Origin of the sequence: Mesorhizobium caraganae, from assembly GCF_016836705.1 — a bacterium.
In the GTDB taxonomy this organism is placed as follows: Bacteria; Pseudomonadota; Alphaproteobacteria; order Rhizobiales; family Rhizobiaceae; genus Mesorhizobium; species Mesorhizobium caraganae.
Genome location: NZ_JAFCGY010000002.1, coordinates 174528 through 198729 on the forward strand (window position 1 = coordinate 174528; position 24202 = coordinate 198729).

The following is a 24202-nucleotide window of genomic DNA, read 5'->3' on the forward strand; positions in this document are numbered from 1 at the left end:
CGTCACACCGAAGTTCGGCATGCGCGCCTCTGTGCTGCGTCGTGTGACGTGCATCTCAGCGGCGATCCGGGAAGCAACACCGCAGTGAAAGCCGGACCGAGAAACGAAGCGGCCGGGAACCTGTCCGACCACCCTGGCCGTGTCCTGACCGGGATCACGCTCAAGATCATGTCGGTGGCGGTCTTTGTCGGTATGCAGACCTGCATCAAGGCGGCTGGCACTCTGCCCGCAGGCCAGATCGTCTTCTTCCGCTCCTTCTTCGCCATCTTTCCGATCATCGTCTTCCTGGCCTTGAAGGGGAAACTGGGTACGGCGTTCGCGACCAAGCGACCGCTGAACCACATTGCTCGCGGCGTCGTCGGCGTCTGTGCCATGGGACTCGGCTTCTTCGCGCTGACGCGCTTGCCGCTGCCGGAGGCGATAACGCTCAACTATGCCCAGCCGCTGCTGGTGGTGGTGTTCTCCTCGCTGTTCCTCGGCGAGGCCATCCATATCTATCGCTGGAGCGCGGTTGCCGTTGGTCTGGTCGGCGTGCTGATTATCTCGTGGCCGGAACTGACGCTGCTCACTTCGGGCGCCGCACTCGGCGACCAGGAGGTGCTGGGCGTGGTTGGGGCACTGATTTCCGCTGCAATTTCCGCCAACGCCATCCTGCTCGTGCGCAATCTGGTCCAGACCGAACGGACAGCAACCATCGTGCTGTGGTTCTCGGCGACGGCGAGCGTCATGGCGCTGTTTTCACTGCCTTTCGGCTGGCAGGCGCTGACGCCGCTGCAGGCCGGCCTGCTGGTTGCCGCTGGTTTTTGCGGCGGGCTGGCACAGATCCTGATGACGGCGGCGTACCGCCATGCCGAGGCCTCGGTGGTGGCGCCGTTCGAATACACCTCGATGATCCTCGGTGTCGTCGTCGGTTATTTCGCCTTCGGCGATGTCGCAACCATCAACACGCTGGTCGGCGGCGTGATCGTCGTCGCCGCCGGCATCTTCATCATCTGGCGCGAGCGCCAGCTCGGTCTTGAGCGCACCCGCACCCGAAAAGCGGCGCCGCCACAAGGGTGATCAGAGGCCCGCGCAGGGCAGGGGCTGGCTCAGTTCGCTTCCGCCCGTTCCTTCGCCAGCCTCACCAACACCGCCCTCGTCTCCTCGTCGGCCGGGAAAAAAGACTCGATCGCCAGTTCCGACAGCGTCACGTCGAGCGGCGTGCCGAAGACGGTGATGGTGCTGATGAAGGACAGCACCTGATCACCATGCGCCAGCCGCAGCGGATGGACGATGCCGTTGGGCTCGACCGGCACAGGTCGCGCGCCCTTGAGGCCGGATGGATAGGTTCGCAATTCACGCTCCAGCTCGACCAGCACGGGATCGCCGGCGGCATCGTTCTGATGCTTCAGCCGCTCCAGCAGATGCGCCCGCCACTCCCCGAGATTGACGATGCGCGGCGCGATGCCGTTCGGGTGCAGGCTGAGCCGCAGCACGTTGACCGGCGGCTGAAGCAGCGACCGCTCGGCAACATCGGTCAGAAACGGGCCGATGGCGGCATTGGCCGAAACCAGGTTCCAGTGCCGGTCGACGGCGAGCGCTGGGAACGGTTCATGCCCCTTGAGCACGGTCTCGACCGCCGCCATCGCCGGTGCCAGCGTCGCGTCGGTGAGCGGCCGTTCGCTGAAGCTCGGTGCGAAACCGGCGGCAAGCAGCAGCTGGTTGCGCTGCCTGAGCGGGATCGACAACTGCTCAGCCAGATGCAGCACCATGTCGCGCGAGGGGGCCGCGCGGCCGCTTTCGACAAAGGAGAGATGCCGCTGCGAAATCTCGGCCTCCATGGCGAGATCGAGCTGGCTCATGCGCCGCCGCGTGCGCCATTCGCGGATCAGGCTGCCGGCGGAGGTCTGGGCTGTTGTCATGCGGGATGAGTAGGCCGGCGAGGGGCGTATTTCAATTACTTCGGAGGTTATAGGGGCAATAGCTCCATTGAATATTGGCGAAGGCGGTTGAGCGCCTGATCTCCCCCCTTGAGGGGGGGATGGCCGGTAGGCCAGAAGGGGTCGGTTCGACGGGATGCGACCGTCTTGCGGAAAATGGAAGTTGGCCCTCCACGCGCAACGACCCCCTCTGTCGCCTTCGGCGACATCTCCCCCTCAAGGGGGGAGATTAGCCAGCTGCCAACCCCTTCAGCTTCGCCTTCACCTCGAGAAAATCCCGCCATGCCAGCTTCTTGTGCGCCGGTGTGCGCAGCAGGTAGGCCGGATGCAGTGTCGGCATCGCCGGAATGGCGATGCCGGAAGCCGTTGTGTGCACCCGCCAGTTGCCGCGCAGCCGCAAAATGCCTTCGCTCGTGTTGAGCAAGGTCTTGGCCGATGGGCCGCCGAGATTGACCAGCACCTTGGGATTGACCAGCTCGATCTGCCGCTCGATGAAGGGGCGGCAGATTTCGGTCTCGTGCGGCGTCGGCGTGCGATTGCCGGGCGGCCGCCAGGGGATGACGTTGGCGATATAGGCGGAAGTGCGGTCAAGCCCGATCGCCGCCAGCATACGGTCGAGCAGCCTGCCGGAGCGGCCGACGAAGGGCAGGCCCTCAATGTCCTCGTCGCGGCCGGGCGCCTCGCCGACCAGCATCAGCGATGCCTGCGGATTGCCGTCGGCGAAGACCAGGTTCTTGGCGGTGAATTTGAGGTTGCAGCCGTCGAAGGACGCCATGTGCTGGCGCAACGCGTCGAGCGTCGAGGCGCTTGCCGCCATTTGCCGGGCAAGTGCTGCCTGTGCCTCATCAGGCACGGTCGCGGTGGCTGGCACGGAGCGCGCCGGCGCGTCCGGCACCTGGCTCGCATCCAGCCTGGGGCTGGCTGTGGGTTGTTCCGGTGCCTTGTTTTCGCGTAGAGGCGCGGCCGGCGGCGCTGCGCGCTCGGCGGGCCTCGGTGCGGCCTCGGCAAACCGGTTCACCGGCGCATCTTCCAACGCCTCGTCAACGCCTGCGCTGGCGTAGAATGCCAGAAGGTCGGCAAGGTCGGATCGGTTGTTGGGGGAGGCGGCAGTCATGCCGGGCACATTCGTCCGCCGAGAAGCGATTTGCAAGGTTTGTGCGGTTAGTAATCTCCCCCCTCGAGGGGGAGATGGCCGGCAGGCCAGAGGGGGTCGCCTCGCGTGGAGCGCTAGCCTCCTCTGCCGGCAAAGGGGTGTCGCGTCCGGTCGAACCGACCCCCTCTGTCGCCTTCGGCGACGTCTCCCCCTCAAGTGGGGAGATTACTCATCCCGTCGGTATCCGCGGATCCTGCACCAGATAGAACGTCCAGCGCGGCGTATAGTCTGTGATCAGAAATTCGAAGCTTCCCGTCTTCAGCGGGTCGATCTTGCCGTTTTTGAACAGCAGCCGGTCATAGGGTTCGAAATCGCGGTCGAAATCGGCATAGGCGCTCGATACGATGTTGTCGGGCGTCTTGTTGCGCTGGTCGAAGGACAGGCCGTCGCCGAACACGCTCGGCTGGTTGAGGATCTCCTGCAGCTCGAACTGGAATTCGACCCAGGCCTGGCCGCTGTTGTTGAGCACCTCGATGCGCATGTACAGGACGCCGTTGGCGAATTCGCCATTGGTGCTGAACGGCTGGATCGGTTTGGTGGTGCGGATGGTCAGCGTCACCGGCGTCGACGAATTCAGCTCCTCTGAGATGACCAGCGGGTCTTCCTTGGTGCCGAGGCCCGAGGCGCCGGTGATGTGGAAGCCGCCAAGCTCGTCGGAAAAGGAATAGGCCCCGGTCGCCCACACCTTCACCGGATCGGCATGAGCCTCAACCGGGGCCAGCAGCGAAAGGGCGAGAAGAAGCGCGCGGCAGGTCCGGCCGGGCGGAAGGGGAAAGCGCGTCAATGAAATGCCGGACGGCGTGCGCATGCGCCGAAGTATGGCCGATAAGCGAGCCGTCGAACAATTAAAATATGGGAACCGTAAGTCCAGCCGGTGCAAAACACTTGCAGCACCACTGTTGTCCGCGACTTTTTGGCGAAAACGGCATTGTCACGTCAGCGCCGGTTTCCTGTCGCGGATTGATGCGCTATGCAGCGCAAGAGCCAGCAAAATGCCCGGAAACGGTTAGCCAGTGCGGAGGGGTTGATGAGCGAGATCGAACGCGAGAGCATGGAATTCGACGTTGTCATCGTCGGGGCCGGCCCGGCGGGCCTTGCCGCGGCGATCCGTCTCAAGCAGGTCAATCCCGAGCTTTCCGTCGTCGTGCTGGAAAAGGGCGGCGAGGTCGGCGCCCACATATTGTCCGGCGCCGTCGTTGATCCCATCGGCATCGATCGCCTGCTGCCCGGCTGGCGCGACGAAGACGGCCATCCCTTCAAGACGCCGGTCACCGAGGACCATTTCCTGGTGCTTGGCCCTGCCGGCTCGTTCCGCCTGCCCAACATCATGATGCCGCCGCTGATGAACAATCACGGCAACTACATCGTCTCGCTCGGCAATGTCTGCCGCTGGCTGGCTGGCAAGGCCGAAGCGCTGGGAGTCGAAATCTATCCGGGCTTTGCCGCCGCCAGCCTTGTTTACAACGATGCCGGCGCCGTCACCGGCGTCATCACCGGCGACATGGGCGTCGAAAAGGACGGCACGCACGGCCCGGGCTTTGCGCCGGGCATGGCGCTGATGGGCAAATATGTGCTGATCGGCGAAGGCGCGCGCGGCTCTCTCGCCAAGCAGCTGATCGCCAAATACAAGCTGTCCGACGGTCGCGAGCCCGGCAAATACGGCATCGGCCTCAAGGAACTGTGGCAGGTCAAGCCGGAGAACCACCGGCCGGGCCTGGTGCAGCATTCCTTCGGCTGGCCGCTCGATCTGAAGACCGGCGGCGGCTCCTTCCTCTACCATCTGGAAGACAACCAGGTTGCGGTCGGTTTCGTCCTCCACCTCAACTACAAGAACCCCTGGCTGTCGCCGTTCGAGGAGTTCCAGCGCTTCAAGACCCACCCGGCGATATCGGGCACCTTCGCGGGCGCCAAGCGCATCGGCTATGGCGCGCGCGCCATCACCGAAGGCGGCTGGCAGTCGGTGCCGAAACTGTCCTTCCCCGGCGGCGTACTGATGGGCTGTGCTGCCGGCTTCGTCAACGTGCCGCGCATCAAGGGTTCGCACAATGCGGTGCTGTCCGGCATGCTGGCGGCCGACCATGTCGCGCAAGCCATCAGCGCCGGCCGCGCCAATGACGAATTGGCCTCCTACGAGGCGGCCTGGCGAGCGACCGACATTGGCAAGGACCTGAAGAAGGTGCGCAACGTCAAGCCGCTATGGTCGCGCTTCGGCACCATTATCGGCGTCGGTCTCGGCGGGCTCGACATGTGGCTGAACACGCTGTTCGGCTTCTCGCCCTTCGGCACGCTGAAGCACGGCAAGGCCGACTATGCCACGCTCGAGCCGGCCGCCAAGCACACGAAGATAGCCTATCCCAAGCCGGATGGCGTGCTGACCTTCGACCGTCTGTCCTCGGTGTTCCTGTCCAACACCAATCACGAGGAAAACGAGCCGGTGCATCTCATCGTCGGCGACATGGCGCTGCAGCAGCGTTCCGAGCACGACGTCTTTGCCGGGCCGTCGACGCGCTACTGTCCGGCCGGCGTCTATGAATGGGTCGACAAGGATGGCAACGCCGCCGCCGATCCGGCTGCGAAAGATGTGCGCTTCGTCATCAACGCGCAGAACTGCGTGCACTGCAAAACCTGCGACATCAAGGATCCCAACCAGAACATCAACTGGGTACCGCCACAAGGCGGCGAAGGCCCGGTCTACCAGGGCATGTAAGCCGCTGGCCGGGCCGTCTCGACCGCCGCCAACAAAGAATACTGGCGAGGGGCCGGTCTACCAGGGCATATAAGGCGCCCGGCGCCATTGATTGTTGAAACCGTCATCTGCTTGTGGTCTCATTGCCGTGTCCATGTGGGAGAATGGCATGCGGGTGTTGGTCTTGTTTTGCGTCGCCGTCATAGGCGTGGCCTGCGGCATCGTCGGGACGGCGTCTGCCGGCGTGAAAACCATCGTCAAGACGCGAACCTACGACATTACCGGCGCCACGGGTGCCGGTCTGGTCGTAGCCATGAACCGCAGGGGCCCCAAGCACGGTTTCATGACCCACGCCATCGCACAGACAAGCTACACCGCGGACTGGAGCCTGGACCTCGGCCAGGTCAACGGCGTCTGCCGCCTGCGCCAGGCCAATGGAACGCTCAACATCACCTACACCTATCCGCGCGTGGCCTCGGCCGTCACGCCGGCGCTGCGCAAACGCTGGAACCGGTTCTTCACCGGCGTTCTCGCTCATGAAGGAACTCATGGCCGTATCGCCGGGCAGATGATGCAGGCCGCGGAGCGGTCGGTTCGCGGAATGAAATTTGCCAATGATCCGCAATGCAATAAGACGCGCGCCGAAGCCCGGCGGCGCTTGGAAGCCACCGCCAAGGTCTATGAAGCGAAACAGATCGCCTTCGACGCGCGCGAGCACAGTGAAGGCGGCCATGTCGAGCGCATCATCGAGGCCCTGGTAGGCTTGTGAAACCTCAAGCCCGTAACGTGTTGATCTAGCCGCGCATGTCGGGCTGAATGAGCGACACGGTCGCGGTGGTGTCCTCGTCAACCGGCTTGTTCTCGTCGCGCTTCAGCGAAAATTCCACCATCACCGGCAGATGGTCCGAGCCAGTGTCTTCCAGCCGGGTTGACGACAGGATCGTCACCCCGCCCTTCGAGAATACCTGGTCGATCGGCAGACCTGCGTAGCGGCGCAGGAAGTCGGGCAGCGTCCGGTGAATCCAGCTCGGCCCGGCCGACGGCATCACGGTCAGTCCGCCGAGCGAGGCGACGCGCCGCACCGCAGCGCTCCACGGCACGGCGTTGCAGTCGCCGGCCATGATCGCCGTCTCGCCCAGCGAGGTGAGCGTCTTGGTCAACTCGCCAATCTGCCAGTATTGCTCCTTCGGCCACGGCCAGCTCAGATGGATCGCCGCGACATCGACGCCGATGCCGCCGAAGTCGACCGTGGCGGTGGCCATCGCGCCGCGCGGTTCGCAGTATGGTTTGGTACCGACGGCAAACGGCCGCCTGGACAACAGCGCCACGCCGAACACGCCGTTGGGATAGGCGCACAGGATGCGATAGGGATAGGCGCTGCCGATATAGCCGAGCTCGGTTGCCCACATCGCCGATACTTCGTCGAGCGTGATTACGTCGGGGTTGGTCCGGCCGATCAGCGAAAGAACCTTCTTGGGCGTCGGATTGTTGAAGCGCAGGTTCATCTGCAGCAGCCGATAGACCGTCTCATTGCCGGGCTCGGCGTCACCAGCGGCCTGCACCGGCCACAGCCGCGGCAAGGTGCTCAACGTGCTGGCGAAGGCGGCTATGGCCAAGAGCAGGCCCACACCCGCCTGCAGGCGAAACGAGGTGGCAAGCAGCGGCAGCGCAATCAGGGCCATCAGCACGGCAAAATGGATGCGGAAATGGGCGAAGGAATCGAAGGCCGGATGCAGTGTGCCAAGGAACCCGGCTACAAGCGCGGCCGAGAGGCCGAGCATTGCCAGGAACGCCATCGAAGCCATCATGTTTCGCACGCGTGCCATCAGACCGGGTTTTGCATTGCCGAGGTGTCAGGCCTGTTATCGGCGCAAATGCGGCCCAATCAAGATGACGAAACGCCTCGCGGCCAACATTTACGGGAGCCAGTCTACTGGAAGGCCGTCTCCGAAAAGCTTCTCAGCTTGCGCGAATGCAGCCGTTCCATCGGCATTTCCGCCAGCTTCTCCATCGCCTTGATGCCGATGGTCAGATGCTGCGCCACTTGCCGCTTGTAGAATTCGGTCGCCATGCCGGGCAGCTTCAGCTCGCCATGCAGCGGCTTGTCCGAGACGCACAGCAGCGTGCCGTAGGGAACGCGGAAGCGGAAGCCATTTGCGGCGATGGTGGCCGATTCCATGTCGAGCGCGATGGCGCGTGACTGCGACAGCCGTTGCACCGGTCCGCGCTGGTCGCGCAACTCCCAATTGCGGTTGTCGATAGTGGCGACGGTGCCGGTGCGCATGATGCGCTTGAGATCGTAGCCGGAAAGCCCGGTGACTTCGGCGACCGCCTCCTGCAGCGCCACCTGGATCTCGGCCAGCGGCGGGATCGGCACCCACACCGGCAGGTCGTCGTCCAGCACATGGTCCTCCCTGACATAGGCATGCGCCAGCACATAGTCGCCCAGCGCCTGCGTGTTGCGCAGGCCGGCGCAATGGCCGAGCATCAGCCAGGCATGTGGCCTGAGCACCGCGATATGGTCGGTGATCGTCTTGGCGTTGGACGGGCCGACGCCGATATTGACCATGGTGATACCGCCATGGTTCGGTTTCTTCATGTGATAGGCCGGCATTTGCGGCAGGCGCGGTGCGGCCACGCCTTCGCTGGGCGCGCTTTGCCCGGCCTTGGTGACGACATTGCCGGGTTCGACGAATTCAGCATAGCCGTGGCCGCCTTCCGCCATCTGCGCCCGGGCGCGGGCGACGAATTCATCGATGTAGAACTGGTAGTTGGTGAACAGCACGAAGTTCTGGAAATGCTGGGGGCTGGTCGCCGTGTAATGCGTCATGCGGTGCAGCGAATAGTCGATGCGCTGCGCCGTGAATGGCGCGAGCGGCCTCGGTTCGCCGAACGCCACTTCGAATGTGCCATTGGCGATCTGGTCGTCGGTGCCGTCGAGATCCGGCACATCGAACAGGTCGCGGATCGGCCGCTTGATGCGTTCTGCCGCGGCGCCGTCGACATGCGTGCCTTCAAGGAAGGCGAAATGCAGTGGGATAGGCGTGGTCGATTCCGAAACCGTCACCGGCACGCCGTGATTGCGCATGATCAGGCGAAGCTGCTCGACGAGATAACGTTCGAACAGCACCGGCTGGGTGATGGTGGTCGAGAAATGCCCTGGCGTCGGCATATGGCCGTACGCCTGGCGCGAATCGATCTGGGTGAAAGAATTGGTGGTGACGCCGATCTCCGGGTAGAAGGCGCGGTACCGCTTGCTTTCGTCGCCGCCGGCGGCAAGTGCCGCAAAGGAGTCGCGCAGGAATTTGGTGTTGCGGTCGTAGAGCGCCTGCAAGGCGGCCACGGCCTTTTTGGCGTCGTCGAAGCTCTTCTTGCCGAAAGGCTCCGGCATCACGACCGATTCGATAGCTTGTGGGTAGATTCGCTTTTCCATGGCTCAATATAGGGACTTGAGGCCGCACTTGGGAGGGGGAGGGTGGCCATCCAGGCGGCCAAGGCGAAGATTTATTCCACCACGTTTCAAGGTGTGTTGAGATTCGGGTCAGGCCGGCATCACCTGAATGCCGGCATAGCTTACCCGCGCTGCAGGCTGACCAGCAGAACAAAGCCAACGCCATGCTTCTTCGTCGCCGGCGCGTCGGTCGTCGTGTCGGCGGCGGCCCGCATCATTGGCATGGCCAAGACTGGCGCCGACAGCACGATCAAGACGAGCGCCGCCCGTGGCAGAAGCCGGAGGGTCTGGAGGGCGTTGATGGCGATGCGGTTCATGGCTTTTGCTTTTCTGTTTGGATCTATGTCTTTGTCGTCTCAGGGGCGAAAATGGTTCATGCAATCGAACCGGCAGCTGCTGGAACTGGCTGCATCCCAGGGGCGGGCCGGACGGCCGGCTTCGGCCACGAGAATGGCGAAGAACATGCCGAACAGGCTCATCAACAGGCAGACGATGGTGAAGCGGCGAGCGAGCATTTGCGTGGTGTCTCCTTGAACACGCCTTCAAAATGCCCTGATGCGACTGAACCGGCTCTGATGCCGGCGTTCATCTGCGGTTCAAAGTGATTGACGATGTTTTAGGACAGCGTCGGCTCGGCTAAGAGGCCGCGAGGTGCCGATGCGGGTATGCCGTGGACCGTCCTGGAAAAGAAAACGGGGCCTGTTGGGGGCCCCGTTGTCGTCATGGCAAAACAGCAAGCTCAGAGCTTGTGCCAGGTCTGGCTCTTGCAGATCAACCCGCCGAGCACGCAGCCGCTCATCTTCAGCGATGTGCCCGACAGTGTCGCCTTGCCGGAATACGTCTTGTCATTTGCCGGATCTGTGATGTTGCCGGCATATTTGTTGTCGCCGGCCGGCTTGAGCGAGCCGATGGTCTTGCCGGCATATTTGCCGGTCTTTAGCGTGATGGAGAATGAGCCGCTGCCGCCGATGAGTGCGGTGTCGCCGGCTTGCGTCTTCCAATTGCCTTCGATCGGATCGGCCCAGGCCGCGCCCGCCATCATCACTGTAGCCGCCAGGGCCAAGCTCACTTTCCGAAACATATCTGTCCTCCCTGTGGTTTTAGGTGGGGCGCCCCGCCTCTCTGCCCCTTACGCAAACGTAAGCTAATCCAGCTCCCGGCAAAACAAAAGCGGGTGCCGTGGGGAAGGGTTTGCAATTTTCATGAGGGTCGAGAAAGCGCTCAGCGACCAGGAAATGAAACGATCGAGGCGTTGGCTTTGGTTTCCGTGGTTAGCAGAGTGTTGATTGGTGCCCCATAAATTTTCGTCAAATCCGGCGCGAAACGGCGCGGTTGCTGACTTTGTATCCTTAACGAATTTCCGCGTTTACCTCTTGTTTTAGCTTTGTTTTCTCCAAATTAAGCACGCCATTTAACGACGAATTCAAGGCTCGGCTTCATTCTCGAAAGCATCGAAAGAGCGGCTCCCCAAGGGACACCGGGGGATAGAAAAGGCCCGCTCTCGGGAGCCAGACAGGGGACTAAAATGGCACGTTTTGAAATGCTTGAAGCCGGCTTCGGCGCCATGGGGGCAACTGCCCAGGCCGACATACTCTTCGAACTGGGCATGATGTATGCGACCGGCCGCGATTGCGAGACCGATGTCGTTGCCGCCCACAAATGGTTCAACATCGCCGCCATCAAGGGCTCGATCCGCGCCGCTGAACTGCGCTCGGAACTGTCGGCCGCAATGTCCAAGGTCGAGATCGCCAGGGCGCTGCGCGAAGCCCGCGAATGGATGACCATGCACTGAGATCGCCGATCTCGAGCAGATATACGAAAGACAGGGAAGCTCCGGGATCAAGACCGCATAGACGGCCGGAACCGGTAGACAACAAGACCGCGACAAGACGGTCGACAATGAAAAACAAGAACGCGGCAGGCCGACACGGTCCAGTCGCGCACAATGGGGACGGTGAGCCAGGTTTTCGGGCGCGGGGGCGCTAGGGACTGCTCCACGGGCAAAAAAGCCACGACCGGCCGGAACAAGGCTGGCGTGGCTTTTTGCGTTGACGAGGCCTAATCGAGTGGCGCCGATGCGCCTAGACAGGCCCGATGAAGGATGAAATTGTCCCGCCTTCTGAAAGAAGCGCGGCCAGAGCGGCTGCGCGAGTGTGGGAGGAGTTCTATCACCATGAAAAAAATGGGTATTTTGAGCGCGGCCGTATTTGGCCTGATGATGAGCGCGCCGGTTGCCTTTGCCGATGACATCACCATTTCGGTGGTCGGCCCGATGACCGGACAGCTCGCCACGATCGGCGATCAGTTCAAGCAGGGCGCAACGGCAGCCGCCGACGCGATCAACGCCGCCGGCGGTGTCAACGGCTCGATGATCAAGCTCGACATCGAAGACGACCAATGCGATCCCAAGCAGGCGGTTTCGGTGGCCAACCGCATCGTCGCCAACAGCGTAAAGTTTATTGACGGCCATGCCTGTTCGGGTTCGAGCATCCCGGCTTCCGCCGTCTACGCCGAGGCCGGCGCGCTGATGATGAGCCCGGCCTCTTCAAATCCCGAGCTGACTGACGCCGCCGCCAAGGCCGGCTGGCCGACGATCATGCGTCTCTACACGCGTGACGACGCGCAAGGCGCCTTCATCGGCCCGTGGATCGCCAAGAAATATGCCGGCAAGAACATCGTTATCCTGCACGACAAGAGCGCCTACGGTCAGGGCGTGGCGGATGCCGTGAAGGCGACGATGAATGCCGGCGGCCTCAAGGAAGTCGACTATGAAGGCATCAATGCCGGCGAGAAGGACTATTCGGCTCTCGTCACCAAGCTGAAGGACCTCAAGGCCGATGTCGTCTATTTCGGCGGCTATCACCCTGAAGCCGGGCTGATCCTGCGTCAGTCGGCCGAGCAGAGCGTGAAGTTCCAGCTTATCATGCCGGACTCGATCGCCTCGCCGGAATTCTGGCAGGTCGCTGGCCCGGCCGGCGAAGGCACCATGTTCGTCTTCCCGTCCGACCCGCAGGCCAAGCCCGAAGCCAAGGACGCCATCGCCAAGATCAAGGCGGGCGGCTTCGTGCCGGAAGGCTTCACGCTGTTCTCCTACGCCGTCGTTCAGGCCTTTGCAGAGGGCATCAAGCGCGCCGGAACCGACGATCCGGTCAAGGTTGCCGAAGCGCTAAAGAACGGTACGCCGTTCAGCACCGTGGTCGGCGAGGTGACCTTCGACGAGAAGGGCGATCTGAAGAACGCCAGCTACGACATCAACCAGTGGCATGACGGCAAATACGCGCCGATCGCGCAGTAATCGTCCGCATACTCGCGAAATGGCCGGGCTTGCCCGGCCATTTTTGTTCGAGCCTCCAGCCGGCTATGCAGCCTCTTCAACGAAACGCACCAGCACGGTTCCGTCGGTGACCTGCGCGCCTTCCGCTGCAATCTCGGCGACGATCCCGTCATGGGGGGCCGAGATCGTGTGTTCCATCTTCATCGCTTCCAGGATGAGCAGCGGCTGGCCCTTGGTCACGGCTTCGCCCTTGGCCGCGCGCACCAGCTTGACCAGGCCGGGCATCGGCGCGCGCAGACTGCTGGACGCAGCGGCGGCCTCGTCGGTTCGCGCCAGCGGATCCGGGACGAGGAAACTGTAGCCGACCGCGCCTTCAAACACGGTCACGTGGCCTGGCCAGCGGGCAAGGCGAGGGGCAGCGCGAAGATCGTGCGAATTGACGCTGTCATAGGGCGCATCCAGCGCCACCTCGAAGCGCCCGTCCGGCCGCACTGAAACGCGCGCCAGAATATAGTCCTCGCCATGGCTCAGCCGCGTGCGCCGCGCAACAGCGTGGAAATGCGCATAGCCGGCCAGCGACGACCACGGATCGTCCGATGGCGGCAACGCACCGGCGCCGGCCGCGGCAAGGGCTGCCGCGGCAACGATCTCGCCGCTAGGTGGGGCGACCGTGGTCAGCGCCTCCTGATGCCTGCCGATCAGGCCGGTATCGACGTCGCCGGCGGAAAAGTCGGTGTCGGCGGCAAGTGCCGCGAGAAAGGCGGTGTTGACGGTCGAGCCGGCAATCTCGGTCTGCGACAACGCTGTGCCGAGCGCGTCGAGCGCCGCTTGCCTGTCCCTGGCGTGGACCACCAGCTTGGCGATCATTGGATCGTAGAAGGGCGAGATCGCATCGCCGGCCCGCACGCCGGTCTCGATGCGCATCGTGGCGCCTTCGGGAGCTTTGTCGGGAAACGCCAGATGATGCAGCGTGCCGGTCGCCGGCAGAAACCCTTTCGCCGCGTCCTCGGCATAGATGCGCGCCTCGAAGGCGTGGCCGGACAGCGTTATCTCGCTCTGCGTCTTCGGCAGCTTTTCGCCGCTGGCTACCCGCAGCTGCCACTCGACCAGATCGATGCCTGTGACCATTTCGGTAACGGGATGTTCGACCTGCAGGCGGGTGTTCATTTCCATGAACCAGAAGCGGTCGGCCTCCAGCCCTTGCGAGGCGTCGACGATAAATTCGATGGTGCCGGCGCCCGAATAGCTGATCGCCTTGGCGGCCTTGACCGCCGCTTCCGTCATCGCCTTGCGCAACGCCGGTGTCATGCCGGGTGCCGGCGCTTCCTCGATCACCTTCTGGTGGCGGCGCTGTGCCGAGCAGTCGCGCTCAAACAGATGCACGGCGTTGCCAAAATTGTCGCCGAACACCTGAACCTCGATGTGGCGCGGCTTGTCGACATATTTTTCCACCAGCACACGGTCGTCGCCAAACGCGGCCTTGGCCTCGCGCCGTGCGCCCGACAATGCCTCGGAGAAATCGTCGGGATGCTCGACGCGGCGCATGCCCTTGCCACCGCCGCCGGCACGCGCCTTGATCAGCACGGGATAGCCGATTTCGCGCGCCTTGGACGCCAGCAGCACAATCTCCTGCGCCTCGCCATGATAGCCCGGCACCACCGGCACGCCGGCCTTCTCCATCAGCCGTTTGGCTGCGTCCTTCAGACCCATGGCGCGGATCGAGGCGGCCGAGGGGCCGATGAAGATGAGCCCTGCCGCCACCACCTCATCGACGAAGTCGGGGTTTTCCGAGAGAAAGCCGTAGCCGGGGTGGATTGCCTCGGCGCCTGTCGCCAGCGCCGCCGCGACAATCTTGTCGCCGCGCAGATAGCTTTCGCCGACCGGCGAAGCGCCGATATGCACCGCCTCGTCGGCCATTTCGACATGCATGGCCTTGGCATCGGCGTCGGAATAGACGGCGACGGTGCGCACGCCGAGCCTGCGCGCGGTGCGGATCACCCGGCAGGCGATCTCGCCGCGATTGGCGATCAGGATCTTGGCGAACATGGAGCCTCCAGCGTTTGCCTTAGGCGCCGCCGCTTTGCGCCCCGTTTCCCGCAAGCCCTCACCACGCCCTGCGATGGCATCAGGCTGTTGTCAAAAACCTGTGGGGAATAGCTTCCGCCTACTTGGACGCCGCGATTTCGCAAGCGCCTCCGGTCGTGACTTTCCATTTGCTGCGGCCTGCCTGGCAGGATTTCAAGGCCGCGTCTTCGGCAGCCTTTTGGGACGGCGCGTTCACGCGCGAGCCGCAGATCATGTATAACGACGTTACCCGCATGTACGGCGTGGTCGCATAGGCCGAATGGCCGCTGGCCGCCACATAGGCATTGTAAGCCTTGGTGCAGGGGTCTTTTGGGTTTTTCGGCAATTCCGGCCAGAAGCGAACCTCGCCCTTGCTTCCCGCCAGCGACGCTGCTGCGCCGACGCCGGGCGCCACAAATATTAGGAGTCCTGCAAGTATCGAGATGGCCGACTTGCGACAATATTTCACATTCATGTTCACCCAACCCTAATTGCCCAATTCGAGACGAGCAGTAGCGAATATTTTGCACGCCCGCCAGATCGCTGGTGGAAATTCGCATTTGCAGGTGGGAAGAAATCTGTTGGGTCATCAAGTTAAGCGCTTATCAAGGTCAGCAACGGCGCATCGGTATAGTTCAGCGGTTTCGTCATCGAAGCAGCAGAAAACAACGGTCTCGGGCAGGGCCTTCTGTTGCAGGAAGTCGCTTGCGGTGCCGACGGCGATGACTGCCGCCTCATTCTTCGGATAACGGTAGATGCCGGTCGAGATCGCCGGAAACGCCACCGTCCGGCAATCATGAATATGTGCAATTTCAAGCGACCGGCGGTAGCAGGAAGTGAGCAGTCCGGCCTCGCCCTTGCCGCCGCCTTGCCAGACTGGCCCGACCGTGTGGATGATGTAGCGCGCCGGCAGCCTGTAGCCCTTGGTGAGCTTTGCATCGCCGACCTTGCAGCCATTGAGCATCCGGCATTCGAATTCGAGCTCCGGGCCGGCGGCGCGGTGAATGGCACCGTCGACGCCGCCGCCGCCAAGCAGCGAGGAATTGGCGGCATTGACGATGGCATCGACCGCAAGCCTGGTGATGTCGCCGGTGTGGATGCTGATGCGTTGGCCGAGCGTGCTCATCTCACATCCTGAACACGCCGAACTTCGTTTCTTCGATGTCGGCGTTGAGCGCGGCCGACAGGCTGAGCGCCAGCACCTCGCGTGTTTTCGCCGGGTCGATGATGCCGTCGTCCCACAGCCGCGCCGAGGAATAAAGCGGATGGCCCTCGTGCTCGTATTTCATCAGGATCGGCTTCTTGAATTTTGCTTCCTCGTCCGCGCTCCACTCGCCGCCCTTGCGCTCGATGCCCTCGCGCTTGACCACCGCCAGCACGGTTGCTGCCTGTTCGCCGCCCATCACCGAAATGCGGGCGTTCGGCCACATCCACAGGAAGCGTGGCGAATAGGCGCGCCCGCACATGCCGTAATTGCCGGCGCCGAATGAACCGCCGATGATCATCGTCACCTTCGGCACGCGCGCGGTAGCGACCGCCATCACCAGCTTGGCGCCGTCCTTGGCGATGCCGCCGGCCTCGTACTTTCGCCCGACCATGAAGCCGGTGATGTTTTGCAGGAAGATCAGCGGAATCTTGCGCTGGCAGCACAGCTCGATGAAATGCGCACCCTTCAGCGCGCTTTCCGAAAACAGCACGCCATTGTTGGCGATGATGCCGACGGGCATGCCCTGGAGATGGGCAAAGCCGGTGACCAGCGTGGTGCCGTAATTCTGCTTGAACTCGTCGAACTCGGAGCCGTCGACGACGCGCGCAATCACATCGCGCACATCATAGGGCTGGCGCAGATCGGTCGGCACGATGCCATAGAGTTCCCGAGCGTCGTAAAGTGGCGGCGTGGGCTTCTGTAAGGTCAGGCTTACACTCTTGCGCCGGTTGAGGTTTTTCACAATGCGCCGGCAGATGGCCAGCGCATGTTCGTCGTCCAGCGCGTAGTGGTCGGCGACACCGGACAACCTGGTGTGCACATCGGCGCCGCCCAGATCCTCGGCGCTGACGTCTTCGCCAGTGGCAGCTTTCACCAGCGGCGGGCCGCCAAGAAAAATGGTCGCCTGATTGCGCACCATGATCGTCTCGTCCGACATTGCCGGCACGTAGGCGCCGCCCGCCGTGCACGAGCCCATGACGCAGGCGATCTGCGGGATGCCGGCCGCCGACATGTTGGCCTGGTTGTAGAAGATGCGGCCGAAATGCTCGCGGTCGGGAAACACCTCGTCCTGGTTGGGCAGATTGGCGCCGCCGCTGTCGACCAGATAGATGCAAGGCAGATTGTTCTGCAGCGCGATCTCCTGCGCCCGCAAATGCTTCTTCACCGTCAGCGGGTAATAGGTGCCGCCCTTCACCGTGGCGTCGTTGACGATGACCATCACCTCGGTACCCTCGACACGGCCGACGCCGGCAATCATGCCGGCCGAGGAAATCTCCTCGCCATACATCGACCATGCCGCGAACTGGCCGATCTCGAGGAAGGGCGAGCCGGTATCGAGCAATTGCGCCAGCCGCTCGCGCGGCAACAGTTTCCCGCGCGAAACATGGCGCTCGCGCGCCTCGTCCGAGCCGCCGCGCTCGACGCTGGCGGCCTTGTCTGCGATGTCGACGACCAGTGCCCGCATGCGTTCGGCATTGGCACGGAAGGTTTCGGAGGAGGGCGAGATCTGAGAGGCTAGAGTGGCCATTGACGAACCTTTTGTGATATCATATTTTAGTATCACTATGGGCTCTCGCCCTAACCCGAGAGGAGCCGACTACCACGGTATTCAATTTGGGGAGGGCGGAAAGTCATGAAAGCTGCGCACCGGCAGACACTAGACAAGATATTTGCGAATCCGGTCAGCGCTTCGATCAAATGGCGCGATGTCGAGGCATTGCTGGTGGCGCTTGGAGCCGAAGTCTCGGAAGGCAGCGGCTCACGAGTGAGGTTCACCATCGCCGACCAGACACTGTTCCTGCACCGCCCCCATCCATCGCCCGACACCAAGCGATGGGCAATCAGGGACATCCGGGAATTTTTGACCAATGTTGGAATAGGGCCATGAAACTTTACAAGGGTTATGCCGGATCGATCGAGTTCGACGATGAGGACATGGTGTTCCATGGTCGCGTCCTTGGCATTCGCGACATCGTCACTTTTGAAGCCGAGACTGCAGAGCAATTGGTGAAGGCTTTTCAAGGCAGCGTCGACGACTATCTTGCTTTTTGCAAGGAGCGTGGTGCTGATCCTCAGAAGCCGTACTCGGGCAAGCTCGCTTTGCGCACGACACCAGAGATTCATGCGCTCCTGGGCAAGGCCGCCGCCAGCGACGGCAAATCGATCAATCAGTGGGTGTCGGACACGCTTGCCGAAGTCGCCCGCAAGCGGGTCGACCAAGGTTCGACAAAAGTCCGAACCCGCGCCCACTAAAACCCCTCCGCCATGATCTCGCGTCCGATCAGCCAGCGGCGGATTTCGCTGGTGCCGGCGCCGATCTCGTAGAGCTTGGCGTCGCGCAACAACCGGCCGGTCGGATAGTCATTGATATAGCCGTTGCCGCCAAGCAGCTGGATGGCGTCGAGCGCCATCAGCGTCGCCTTCTCCGCCGCAAACAGCACGCAGCCGGCGGCGTCCTTGCGCGTCGTCTGACCGCGATCGCAGGCAGCCGCCACTGCATAGACGTAGGCGCGCGCGGCGTTCATCGTCGAATACATGTCGGCCAGCTTGCCTTGCACCAGTTGGAACTCGCCGATCGGCTGGCCGAACTGCTTGCGCTCATGCACATAGGGGATCGCGACATCCAGGCACGCCGCCATCAACCCGATCGGTCCGCCGGCAAGCACGGTACGCTCATAGTCGAGGCCGGACATCAGCACCTCGACGCCACGCCCTTCCTCATGCAGCACATTGTCATAGGGAACCTCGACATTGTCGAACACCAGTTCGCCGGTGTTGGAGCCGCGCATGCCAAGCTTGTCCAGCTTTTGCGCCGTCGAAAAGCCAGCCATCTTCTTTTCGACGATGAAGGCGGTGATGCCGCGCGATTTCCGTTCCGGATCGGTTTTGGCGTAGACCACCAGCGTTTCGGCGTCGGGACCGTTGGTGATCCACATCTTCGAGCCGTTGAGGACATAGCGGTCGTTGCGTTTTTCGGCGCGCAGCTTGAGCGAGACGATGTCGGAGCCGGCGCCGGATTCTGACATTGCCAGCGCGCCGACCTTTTCACCCGAGCACAGCGCTGGCAGATATTTCTCCTTCTGCGCCGGTGTCGCCCAGCGGTTTATCTGGTTGACGCAGAGGTTCGAATGCGCGCCGTAGGAGAGGCCGACCGAGGCCGAGGCGCGGGAAATCTCTTCCACCGCGATCACGTGGGCGAGGTAGCCCATGCCGCTGCCGCCGAAATCGGGATCGGCGGTGATGCCGAGCAGGCCGAGCGCGCCGAGTTCTTTCCACAAATGCATGGGGAATTGATTGCTGCGGTCGATCTCGGCGGCGATCGGCGCTATTTTCTCCTGGGCAAAGCGGCGCACCAGATCGCGCAGCGCCTCGATGTCTTCGTCATGCCCGAAGCTGAGCGTGTTCGTGTACATGCCGTTCCTCCTGCCGCATGACCCCGAAAATCGACTTCGATTTTCGGAAAGGGATCATGCGCGAAATCAAAATGCTACAGCGTCCTTTGCGCGTCCGAAGGGACGCGCGGCGCTGTAGGAACCGATCTTCGCGCCAACCAGGCGCATTGTCATTGAAAGATATGTCGCCGTGACTTCAGCCATGGACAGCCGCGCGCCCGGCCGGAACCAGACGATGACGCCGGTCATCATCTGGATCAGCGCCATGGCGGTGAGCCCGGTGTCGTCGATGCTGAAGGTGCCGGCCTCCGCGCCGTCGCGCAGGATGGCGCGCAACTCCTTCTCATAAGCGGTGCGCATGCGCAGGATCTGCGTCAGCCGGTCATGCGACAGGCTGCGCAATTCCATGTTAGAGACATGGGTGGAATGGCGGCGCTCGATGTGGAAGGCGATATGGTTTTCGACATAGGCGGCAAGCCGCGTCGCCGGGTCTGCAGCATCGGGACGTGCGGCGTCCCAAGCTTTGATCAGCCCTTCCATATGCTCGCGCATCAGCGTGAACAGAAGGTCTTCCTTGGTCGGGAAATAGCGGTAGAGCGCGGCCGCCTGGACGCCGACTTCGGCGGCGAGCTGGCGCATCGACATCGCCTCATAGCCGAAGCGCGCGATCAGGCTGACTGCCGCCTCGCGGACGGCGGCTTCCGTCTTTTCACCATCGGATCCGGTCGTGCGCGCCATGAATGCCTCTCGATAGGTCTTGATAATAAAACGAACGTTCAATTAATTCAAGAGAGCAATCAGGATCGCACCTTTAGACGATGATCCGAAAGTCGATGGGGGCGTCGCGGAGTTCGAATTCCTCGGTCTCGACCTTTGAAACCGAAGCTCCGCTTGGTCCTTGCCGTAGCCGTTCGATCATTGTCGAAACCGCGGCATTGCCACCGGCAATCCAGGCCGTCACGGTGCCGTCCCGTTCATTGCGAACCCAACCTACGAGGCCAAGCTCTATCGCTTCGTGTCGCGCCCACACCCGGTAGCCGACGCCTTGCACCTTGCCGTGGACGCGCGCCTGTACCGCCTTTTGCTGGTCATCCATCGTTATCTCCCATGCACAGAGTCTGGCGCAGGATCGAACGAAAGCAACAGGCTTGAACGGCTGGATTGTTGCTGGATCGACGGGAACCCGGCTCACACCTTCGAGATGAATGGCATCGTCCAGCAAATAGTTGACGAGATCAACTAATTCGATGAAGATCGGGCACTGCGGAAATCTTCCGGGAGAGATGTCCGACATGCCAGCCGATCGAGATGCGTTGGTCGCCGAGATGCGCGGCTTCAACAGGTTCTACACCTGCCGGGTAGGGCTGCTCGATGAGACGCTGATGCAGAGCGCCTACACTTTGGTCGAAGCCAGGGTGCTGTTCGAACTCGGCCACCGGTCGGCTGACGTTTTTGCTGGCCCCGGCGGCGAATCGGGATTTTTGGCGAGGGCGTTCCATCTCGATCTTGCGCCGGCTGCATCGGCCCTTGCCGGCGAGCTCCAACTCCCGCCGGCCCACCTCATGCGGATCCTGCGAAAATTCACGGCCGCCGGCCTGATCGAACTGCGTGCCAACCCGGACGATCGGCGCCGGCGGATCCTGTCGCTGACGGCCCGGGGCAGTGCCGCGCTGGCCATACTTCAGACGGCGGCAAATCGTGATCTCGCCTGTCTGACGGCCGGCCTCGCCGATGATGAAGCCGCCGAGCTTTCAGATGCGCTGAAGCGCGTCACGCGGCTGCTCGGTGGTGGCGGCAAGGAATCCCGGGCTCTGCCGGCTGCAAGGTGATGCCGGTCTGCCGGCTGGTTCGCCTGCAGCGTCGTGCCCGCCGCCACGTGGCGATGGCAGCGGCCGGTCTAGAGCAATTCCAGGAAAAGTGTGAGCGGTTTTCCGTCCGGAATTGCGTCAAAACAACGAGATAGAGCGGTTCGCCGTTTCCGGGAAACGGTGAAACGCTCTAGTTCCCGCGCGCTGCCGCCAGCGCGCCGGGCAGTTCCTCGGCAAAGATGTCGAGCTCATGATCGAGGCCGACGCTGACCCGGATGCAGCGGTCGAGCCCTGGCGCCATAGGCTTGCGGATGAAGACGTCGCGCGACAACAGGTTTTGCAGCACCTTCAGCGCGAAGGCGCCGTCCTGGCCACAGTCTATGGTGACGAAATTGGTCGCTGACGGCAGCGGCTTCAGTCCGTTTGTCTCGGCAATCCCGGCGATGCGTGTGCGCCCGGCGTCGACCCGTGCCCCCACGCTGCGCAGCCAGTCCTGGTCGGCAAGCGCTTCGACGCCGGCGACCTGCGCCATGCGGCTGACGCCGTAATGGTTGCGGATCTTCTCGAAATCGCGGATCACCTCAGCCTCCGCCACCGCGTAACCGCAGCGAATGCCGGCCAGCCCGTAGGCCTTGGAGAAGGTGCGCATGCGGATGACATTGGGCCGCGCGACATCGATCGGCGGCAGTGCCGAGGCCGGCCCCAACTCGCCATAGGCCTCGTCGAGAACCAGCATGGTGGTTTCCGGCAAGGCTTCGATGAAGCGGGTAATCTCGCTTGCTTTCCACCAACTGCCCATCGGATTGTCGGGATTGGAGAGATAGACCAGCGGCGCTTTTTCCCTGACGACCGCAGCCAGCAGGCCGTCCAGACTTTCCTTGTCGGTCTCGTAAGGCACCGTGACCAGCCGGCCGCCGACGCCGGCGATGTGGAAGTTGAAGGTCGGATAGGCGCCGAGCGAGGTGACCACCGCGTCGCCGGGCGCCGCATACATGCGGGCCACCAGGCTGAGCAGCCCGTCTATGCCTTCGCCGACTACGACGTTTTCGGCGCTAACGCCGAGATGGCGGGCCGCGGCCTGCTTCAGATCGTAATTGTCGGGGTCGCAATACATCCACTGGTCACGCGCGACGCTCTCCATGCGCGCAATAACGCGCGGCGAAGGCCCGAAACTGCTCTCATTGGCGCCGATGCGGGCACGAAACGGGCGGCCGCGCTCACGCTCCTGCGCCTCCGGACCGACAAACGGCACCGTCGAGGGAAGCGCGCCGACAAGCGGCGTGAGGGCAGGGCGCAGGCGCATGGCAAAGGCTCACTCGAAAAGAGCCTTCTTGCTATCGTGCCCGAAGGGGCGGCGCAAGTTCTGGGCAGGCGGGAACCGTCACGCTGGATTCCTGCGGCTCTTTTTGCTAGCGAGACACGATGAGCACCCGACTGCCACCTGCTTGGTCTAAGCATTTGAAGGGCCGGTCCGGTCCGAAAGCCTCACCGGTTGTGAAAGCCAAACCCCTGCCGCGATCGCAGGCTGACGACCTGTTGCTGAAACAGGCGCTGGAGTTTCAGCAGGCGAAGCGGTTGCCCGAGGCCGAGGAATTGTGCCACCGCGTTCTGGCACGCACGCCCAACAATGCCCTTGCCCTATACATACTCGGCACGCTTGGGGTTGGTTTCGATAATGAACTGTCCATCAAGTACTTCGAACGCGCGGTCAGCCATGATCCACAAAATCCTTATTTCCACTTCAGTCTGGGCGACACGTATCTAAAGGTTGGAGAATATGTGCGTGCAATCATGCACTTGCGGCGTGCAACCGAACTGAAGCCGGATTTGGTAGAAGCGTTTTGCTCGCTCGGGCTCGCTCACCTGGAGTTTGGAGAGACTGATAGCGCTCTCTCTGCTTACGAGAGAGCGCTTGAAATCAATCACGATCATCCACTCGTCCGAACGAGCCTTGCCAGCGCCTTGATCAGCGTCGGTCGTATGGATGAAGCCGCCGCCCATCTCAAGGAATCGATCGAGCGTCGGCTTGATTTGGCGACTGCATACAGCGCCTACATTTTCAGCCGCAAATTCACGGAAGAGCCGCCTGAATTCGCATCGATGATGCGCGAACTCTCCAATCCGAATCTGGACCCGGCGTCCTCGCAACAACTACATCGTGCCGCAGGCAAAGTGCTGAACGACCTTCGACGCTATGAAGATGCGATGGATCACTTCCACAGGGCGAAAGAGAACACCGGTTACTATGACCTCGCGTCCTATCGCGGCAAGATCGATTCCCTGATACGCACATTCAGCCCAGCGAATGCGGCTCCTCGAGTGGGCTACGGCGATCCCTCCGAGGTACCTGTGTTCGTACTGGGGATGCCCCGCTCAGGGACAACACTGACCGAGCAGATTTGTTCGAGTCACCCGGACGTGCATGGCGTCGGGGAAATTGGAAAGCTGCGGCGGATTGCCCTTTCATTGGGATTCACCCCAAAATCGGCGGAGGCCTTTAACCGCTCGGTCAGGTCGATGACGGCCCCACATTCGAAGGCGCTAGCTGAGGATTATCTGTCCTACGTGCGTCAAATGGCTCCAAACGCGCTGCGCATCATAGACAAAAGAACCCACAATTTTGAGCTTATCGGCCTTATCGCTACAATTTTTCCAAACGCCCGTATCATTCATTGCAGACGCGATGCAATCGATACCTGCTTGTCTTGCTTTACTTCAAACATCAATCAGGGTCACACATACATAACTGACCTCACGACGGTTGGTTTGTATTATCGTGAGTATGATCGCCTAATGCGTCACTGGCAGGCAGTTTTCCCAGGGCGAATTTTTGAAAATCGTTACGAAGACATGATTTCGGATCAGGAAGGGCAGTCGCGCCGGCTGATCGATTACCTTGGCTTGGAGTGGAGCGACACCTGTCTTCGTTTTTTCGACAAGGATAGCTCCGTCAGAACTGCCAGCAGCTGGCAGGTTCGCCAGCCGGTCTACAAATCGTCGGTCAAGCGCTGGAGAGACTACGGGAGTAAGATCCAGCCACTGATCGCTGCCTTGGGCGACCTCGCAGAGGTTTGATCAAAATAGCGGTGGATGCGATGCGGGCCCGGCCTGCAATCGAGGTTAGGCGGCAGAATCGCTGCGCCTTGCTCCCGTCGGAATGACACCGTAACGCACGCCTGATAGCCGGTCGGTTTGATCGTGGCCAGCTCCACACTGGCGGCAACGATTATGGATTGGCTGGTTCCCCG

The 24202-nt window shown here is 62.3% G+C and carries 25 protein-coding genes; 9 read left to right on the top strand and 16 right to left on the bottom strand.

Annotated elements, in window-relative coordinates; genetic code table 11:
* Positions 1-84: 84 nt before the first annotated feature.
* Positions 85-1059: a DMT family transporter gene (locus JQK88_RS08405; RefSeq protein ID WP_376740387.1), complete on the top strand. Its 975-nt coding sequence runs from the start codon at positions 85-87 to the stop codon at positions 1057-1059.
* A gap of 29 nt (positions 1060-1088) precedes the next feature.
* Here JQK88_RS08405 and JQK88_RS08410 read toward each other — a convergent pair whose 3' ends face one another.
* The 3 genes from JQK88_RS08410 to JQK88_RS08420 form a co-directional block, all read right to left on the bottom strand.
* On the bottom strand, positions 1089-1901 hold the full coding sequence (locus JQK88_RS08410) for a helix-turn-helix domain-containing protein (protein ID WP_203278038.1): 813 nt from the start codon (positions 1899-1901) through the stop codon (positions 1089-1091).
* Between the two features lie 247 nt (positions 1902-2148).
* A complete protein-coding gene (locus JQK88_RS08415) occupies positions 2149-3033 on the bottom strand; it encodes a uracil-DNA glycosylase (protein WP_203278039.1) in 885 nt (294 codons plus the stop codon).
* Between the two features lie 208 nt (positions 3034-3241).
* Positions 3242-3880 (bottom strand): hypothetical protein, encoded by a 639-nt coding sequence (locus JQK88_RS08420; protein ID WP_203278040.1) that lies wholly within the window; start codon positions 3878-3880, stop codon positions 3242-3244.
* A 219-nt stretch (positions 3881-4099) separates the two neighbouring features.
* Here JQK88_RS08420 and JQK88_RS08425 point away from each other — a divergent pair, with 219 nt between their 5' ends.
* Both JQK88_RS08425 and JQK88_RS08430 read left to right on the top strand, forming a co-directional pair.
* On the top strand, positions 4100-5779 hold the full coding sequence (locus tag JQK88_RS08425; protein WP_203278041.1) for an electron transfer flavoprotein-ubiquinone oxidoreductase: 1680 nt from the start codon (positions 4100-4102) through the stop codon (positions 5777-5779).
* 148 nt (positions 5780-5927) lie between these two features.
* Positions 5928-6527: a DUF922 domain-containing protein gene (locus JQK88_RS08430; protein ID WP_203278042.1), complete on the top strand. Its 600-nt coding sequence runs from the start codon at positions 5928-5930 to the stop codon at positions 6525-6527.
* 25 nt (positions 6528-6552) lie between these two features.
* On the opposite strand, the gene JQK88_RS08435 is transcribed toward JQK88_RS08430, so the two are convergent.
* The 5 genes from JQK88_RS08435 to JQK88_RS08455 form a co-directional block, all read right to left on the bottom strand.
* Positions 6553-7584: an endonuclease/exonuclease/phosphatase family protein gene (locus JQK88_RS08435; protein ID WP_246749775.1), complete on the bottom strand. Its 1032-nt coding sequence runs from the start codon at positions 7582-7584 to the stop codon at positions 6553-6555.
* 104 nt (positions 7585-7688) lie between these two features.
* A complete protein-coding gene (locus JQK88_RS08440; protein WP_246501744.1) occupies positions 7689-9149 on the bottom strand; it encodes an AMP nucleosidase in 1461 nt (486 codons plus the stop codon).
* A 182-nt stretch (positions 9150-9331) separates the two neighbouring features.
* A complete protein-coding gene (locus tag JQK88_RS08445; RefSeq protein ID WP_192256648.1) occupies positions 9332-9526 on the bottom strand; it encodes a hypothetical protein in 195 nt (64 codons plus the stop codon).
* Positions 9527-9565: 39 nt separating this feature from the next.
* The gene (locus tag JQK88_RS08450) at positions 9566-9724 is read right to left on the bottom strand and encodes a hypothetical protein (protein WP_192256650.1); all 159 of its coding nucleotides are present in this window, start codon (positions 9722-9724) and stop codon (positions 9566-9568) included.
* Positions 9725-9948: 224 nt separating this feature from the next.
* Complete coding sequence (locus JQK88_RS08455; RefSeq protein WP_203278043.1) at positions 9949-10290, bottom strand: DUF2147 domain-containing protein; 342 nt, start codon at positions 10288-10290, stop codon at positions 9949-9951.
* 444 nt (positions 10291-10734) lie between these two features.
* On the opposite strand from JQK88_RS08455, the gene JQK88_RS08460 reads away from it, so the two are divergent.
* Both JQK88_RS08460 and JQK88_RS08465 read left to right on the top strand, forming a co-directional pair.
* Entirely contained in the window at positions 10735-11001 is a 267-nt protein-coding gene (locus tag JQK88_RS08460) for an SEL1-like repeat protein (protein ID WP_025583692.1), read from the top strand.
* Between the two features lie 381 nt (positions 11002-11382).
* Positions 11383-12504 (top strand): branched-chain amino acid ABC transporter substrate-binding protein, encoded by a 1122-nt coding sequence (locus JQK88_RS08465; RefSeq protein ID WP_142880019.1) that lies wholly within the window; start codon positions 11383-11385, stop codon positions 12502-12504.
* A 63-nt stretch (positions 12505-12567) separates the two neighbouring features.
* Here the strand turns inward: JQK88_RS08465 and JQK88_RS08470 are convergent, their stop codons facing one another.
* The 4 genes from JQK88_RS08470 to JQK88_RS08485 form a co-directional block, all read right to left on the bottom strand.
* Positions 12568-14529 carry an acetyl/propionyl/methylcrotonyl-CoA carboxylase subunit alpha gene (locus JQK88_RS08470; RefSeq protein ID WP_203278044.1) on the bottom strand — a complete coding sequence of 654 codons (1962 nt, stop codon included), beginning with the start codon at positions 14527-14529 and terminating at the stop codon, positions 12568-12570.
* A gap of 118 nt (positions 14530-14647) precedes the next feature.
* Complete coding sequence (locus JQK88_RS08475; RefSeq protein ID WP_192256655.1) at positions 14648-15022, bottom strand: hypothetical protein; 375 nt, start codon at positions 15020-15022, stop codon at positions 14648-14650.
* A gap of 114 nt (positions 15023-15136) precedes the next feature.
* Positions 15137-15673 carry an O-acetyl-ADP-ribose deacetylase gene (locus JQK88_RS08480; RefSeq protein ID WP_203278045.1) on the bottom strand — a complete coding sequence of 179 codons (537 nt, stop codon included), beginning with the start codon at positions 15671-15673 and terminating at the stop codon, positions 15137-15139.
* 1 nt (position 15674) lies between these two features.
* Complete coding sequence (locus JQK88_RS08485; protein ID WP_192256659.1) at positions 15675-17282, bottom strand: carboxyl transferase domain-containing protein; 1608 nt, start codon at positions 17280-17282, stop codon at positions 15675-15677.
* Between the two features lie 105 nt (positions 17283-17387).
* On the opposite strand from JQK88_RS08485, the gene JQK88_RS08490 reads away from it, so the two are divergent.
* Both JQK88_RS08490 and JQK88_RS08495 read left to right on the top strand, forming a co-directional pair.
* Positions 17388-17642 carry a type II toxin-antitoxin system HicA family toxin gene (locus JQK88_RS08490; protein ID WP_192256661.1) on the top strand — a complete coding sequence of 85 codons (255 nt, stop codon included), beginning with the start codon at positions 17388-17390 and terminating at the stop codon, positions 17640-17642.
* Positions 17639-18007: a type II toxin-antitoxin system HicB family antitoxin gene (locus JQK88_RS08495; RefSeq protein WP_203278046.1), complete on the top strand. Its 369-nt coding sequence runs from the start codon at positions 17639-17641 to the stop codon at positions 18005-18007. Before JQK88_RS08490 ends, JQK88_RS08495 begins: the two co-directional genes overlap by 4 nt.
* Here the strand turns inward: JQK88_RS08495 and JQK88_RS08500 are convergent.
* From JQK88_RS08500 to JQK88_RS08510, 3 genes are all read right to left on the bottom strand, one after another.
* Positions 18004-19167, bottom strand: coding sequence for an isovaleryl-CoA dehydrogenase (locus JQK88_RS08500; protein ID WP_203278047.1), 1164 nt, complete (start codon positions 19165-19167; stop codon positions 18004-18006). The genes JQK88_RS08495 and JQK88_RS08500 overlap by 4 nt on opposite strands.
* Positions 19168-19233: 66 nt before the next feature.
* A complete protein-coding gene (locus tag JQK88_RS08505) occupies positions 19234-19884 on the bottom strand; it encodes a TetR/AcrR family transcriptional regulator (protein WP_203278048.1) in 651 nt (216 codons plus the stop codon).
* A 73-nt stretch (positions 19885-19957) separates the two neighbouring features.
* On the bottom strand, positions 19958-20242 hold the full coding sequence (locus JQK88_RS08510) for an acylphosphatase (protein WP_203278180.1): 285 nt from the start codon (positions 20240-20242) through the stop codon (positions 19958-19960).
* Positions 20243-20438: 196 nt separating this feature from the next.
* Here JQK88_RS08510 and JQK88_RS08515 point away from each other — a divergent pair, with 196 nt between their 5' ends.
* Positions 20439-20975, top strand: coding sequence for a MarR family winged helix-turn-helix transcriptional regulator (locus tag JQK88_RS08515; protein WP_203278049.1), 537 nt, complete (start codon positions 20439-20441; stop codon positions 20973-20975).
* 169 nt (positions 20976-21144) lie between these two features.
* Here JQK88_RS08515 and JQK88_RS08520 read toward each other — a convergent pair whose 3' ends face one another.
* The gene (locus tag JQK88_RS08520) at positions 21145-22257 is read right to left on the bottom strand and encodes a pyridoxal phosphate-dependent aminotransferase (protein WP_203278050.1); all 1113 of its coding nucleotides are present in this window, start codon (positions 22255-22257) and stop codon (positions 21145-21147) included.
* Between the two features lie 119 nt (positions 22258-22376).
* On the opposite strand from JQK88_RS08520, the gene JQK88_RS08525 reads away from it, so the two are divergent.
* Positions 22377-24029 carry a sulfotransferase family protein gene (locus tag JQK88_RS08525; RefSeq protein ID WP_203278051.1) on the top strand — a complete coding sequence of 551 codons (1653 nt, stop codon included), beginning with the start codon at positions 22377-22379 and terminating at the stop codon, positions 24027-24029.
* Positions 24030-24202: the final 173 nt, after the last annotated feature.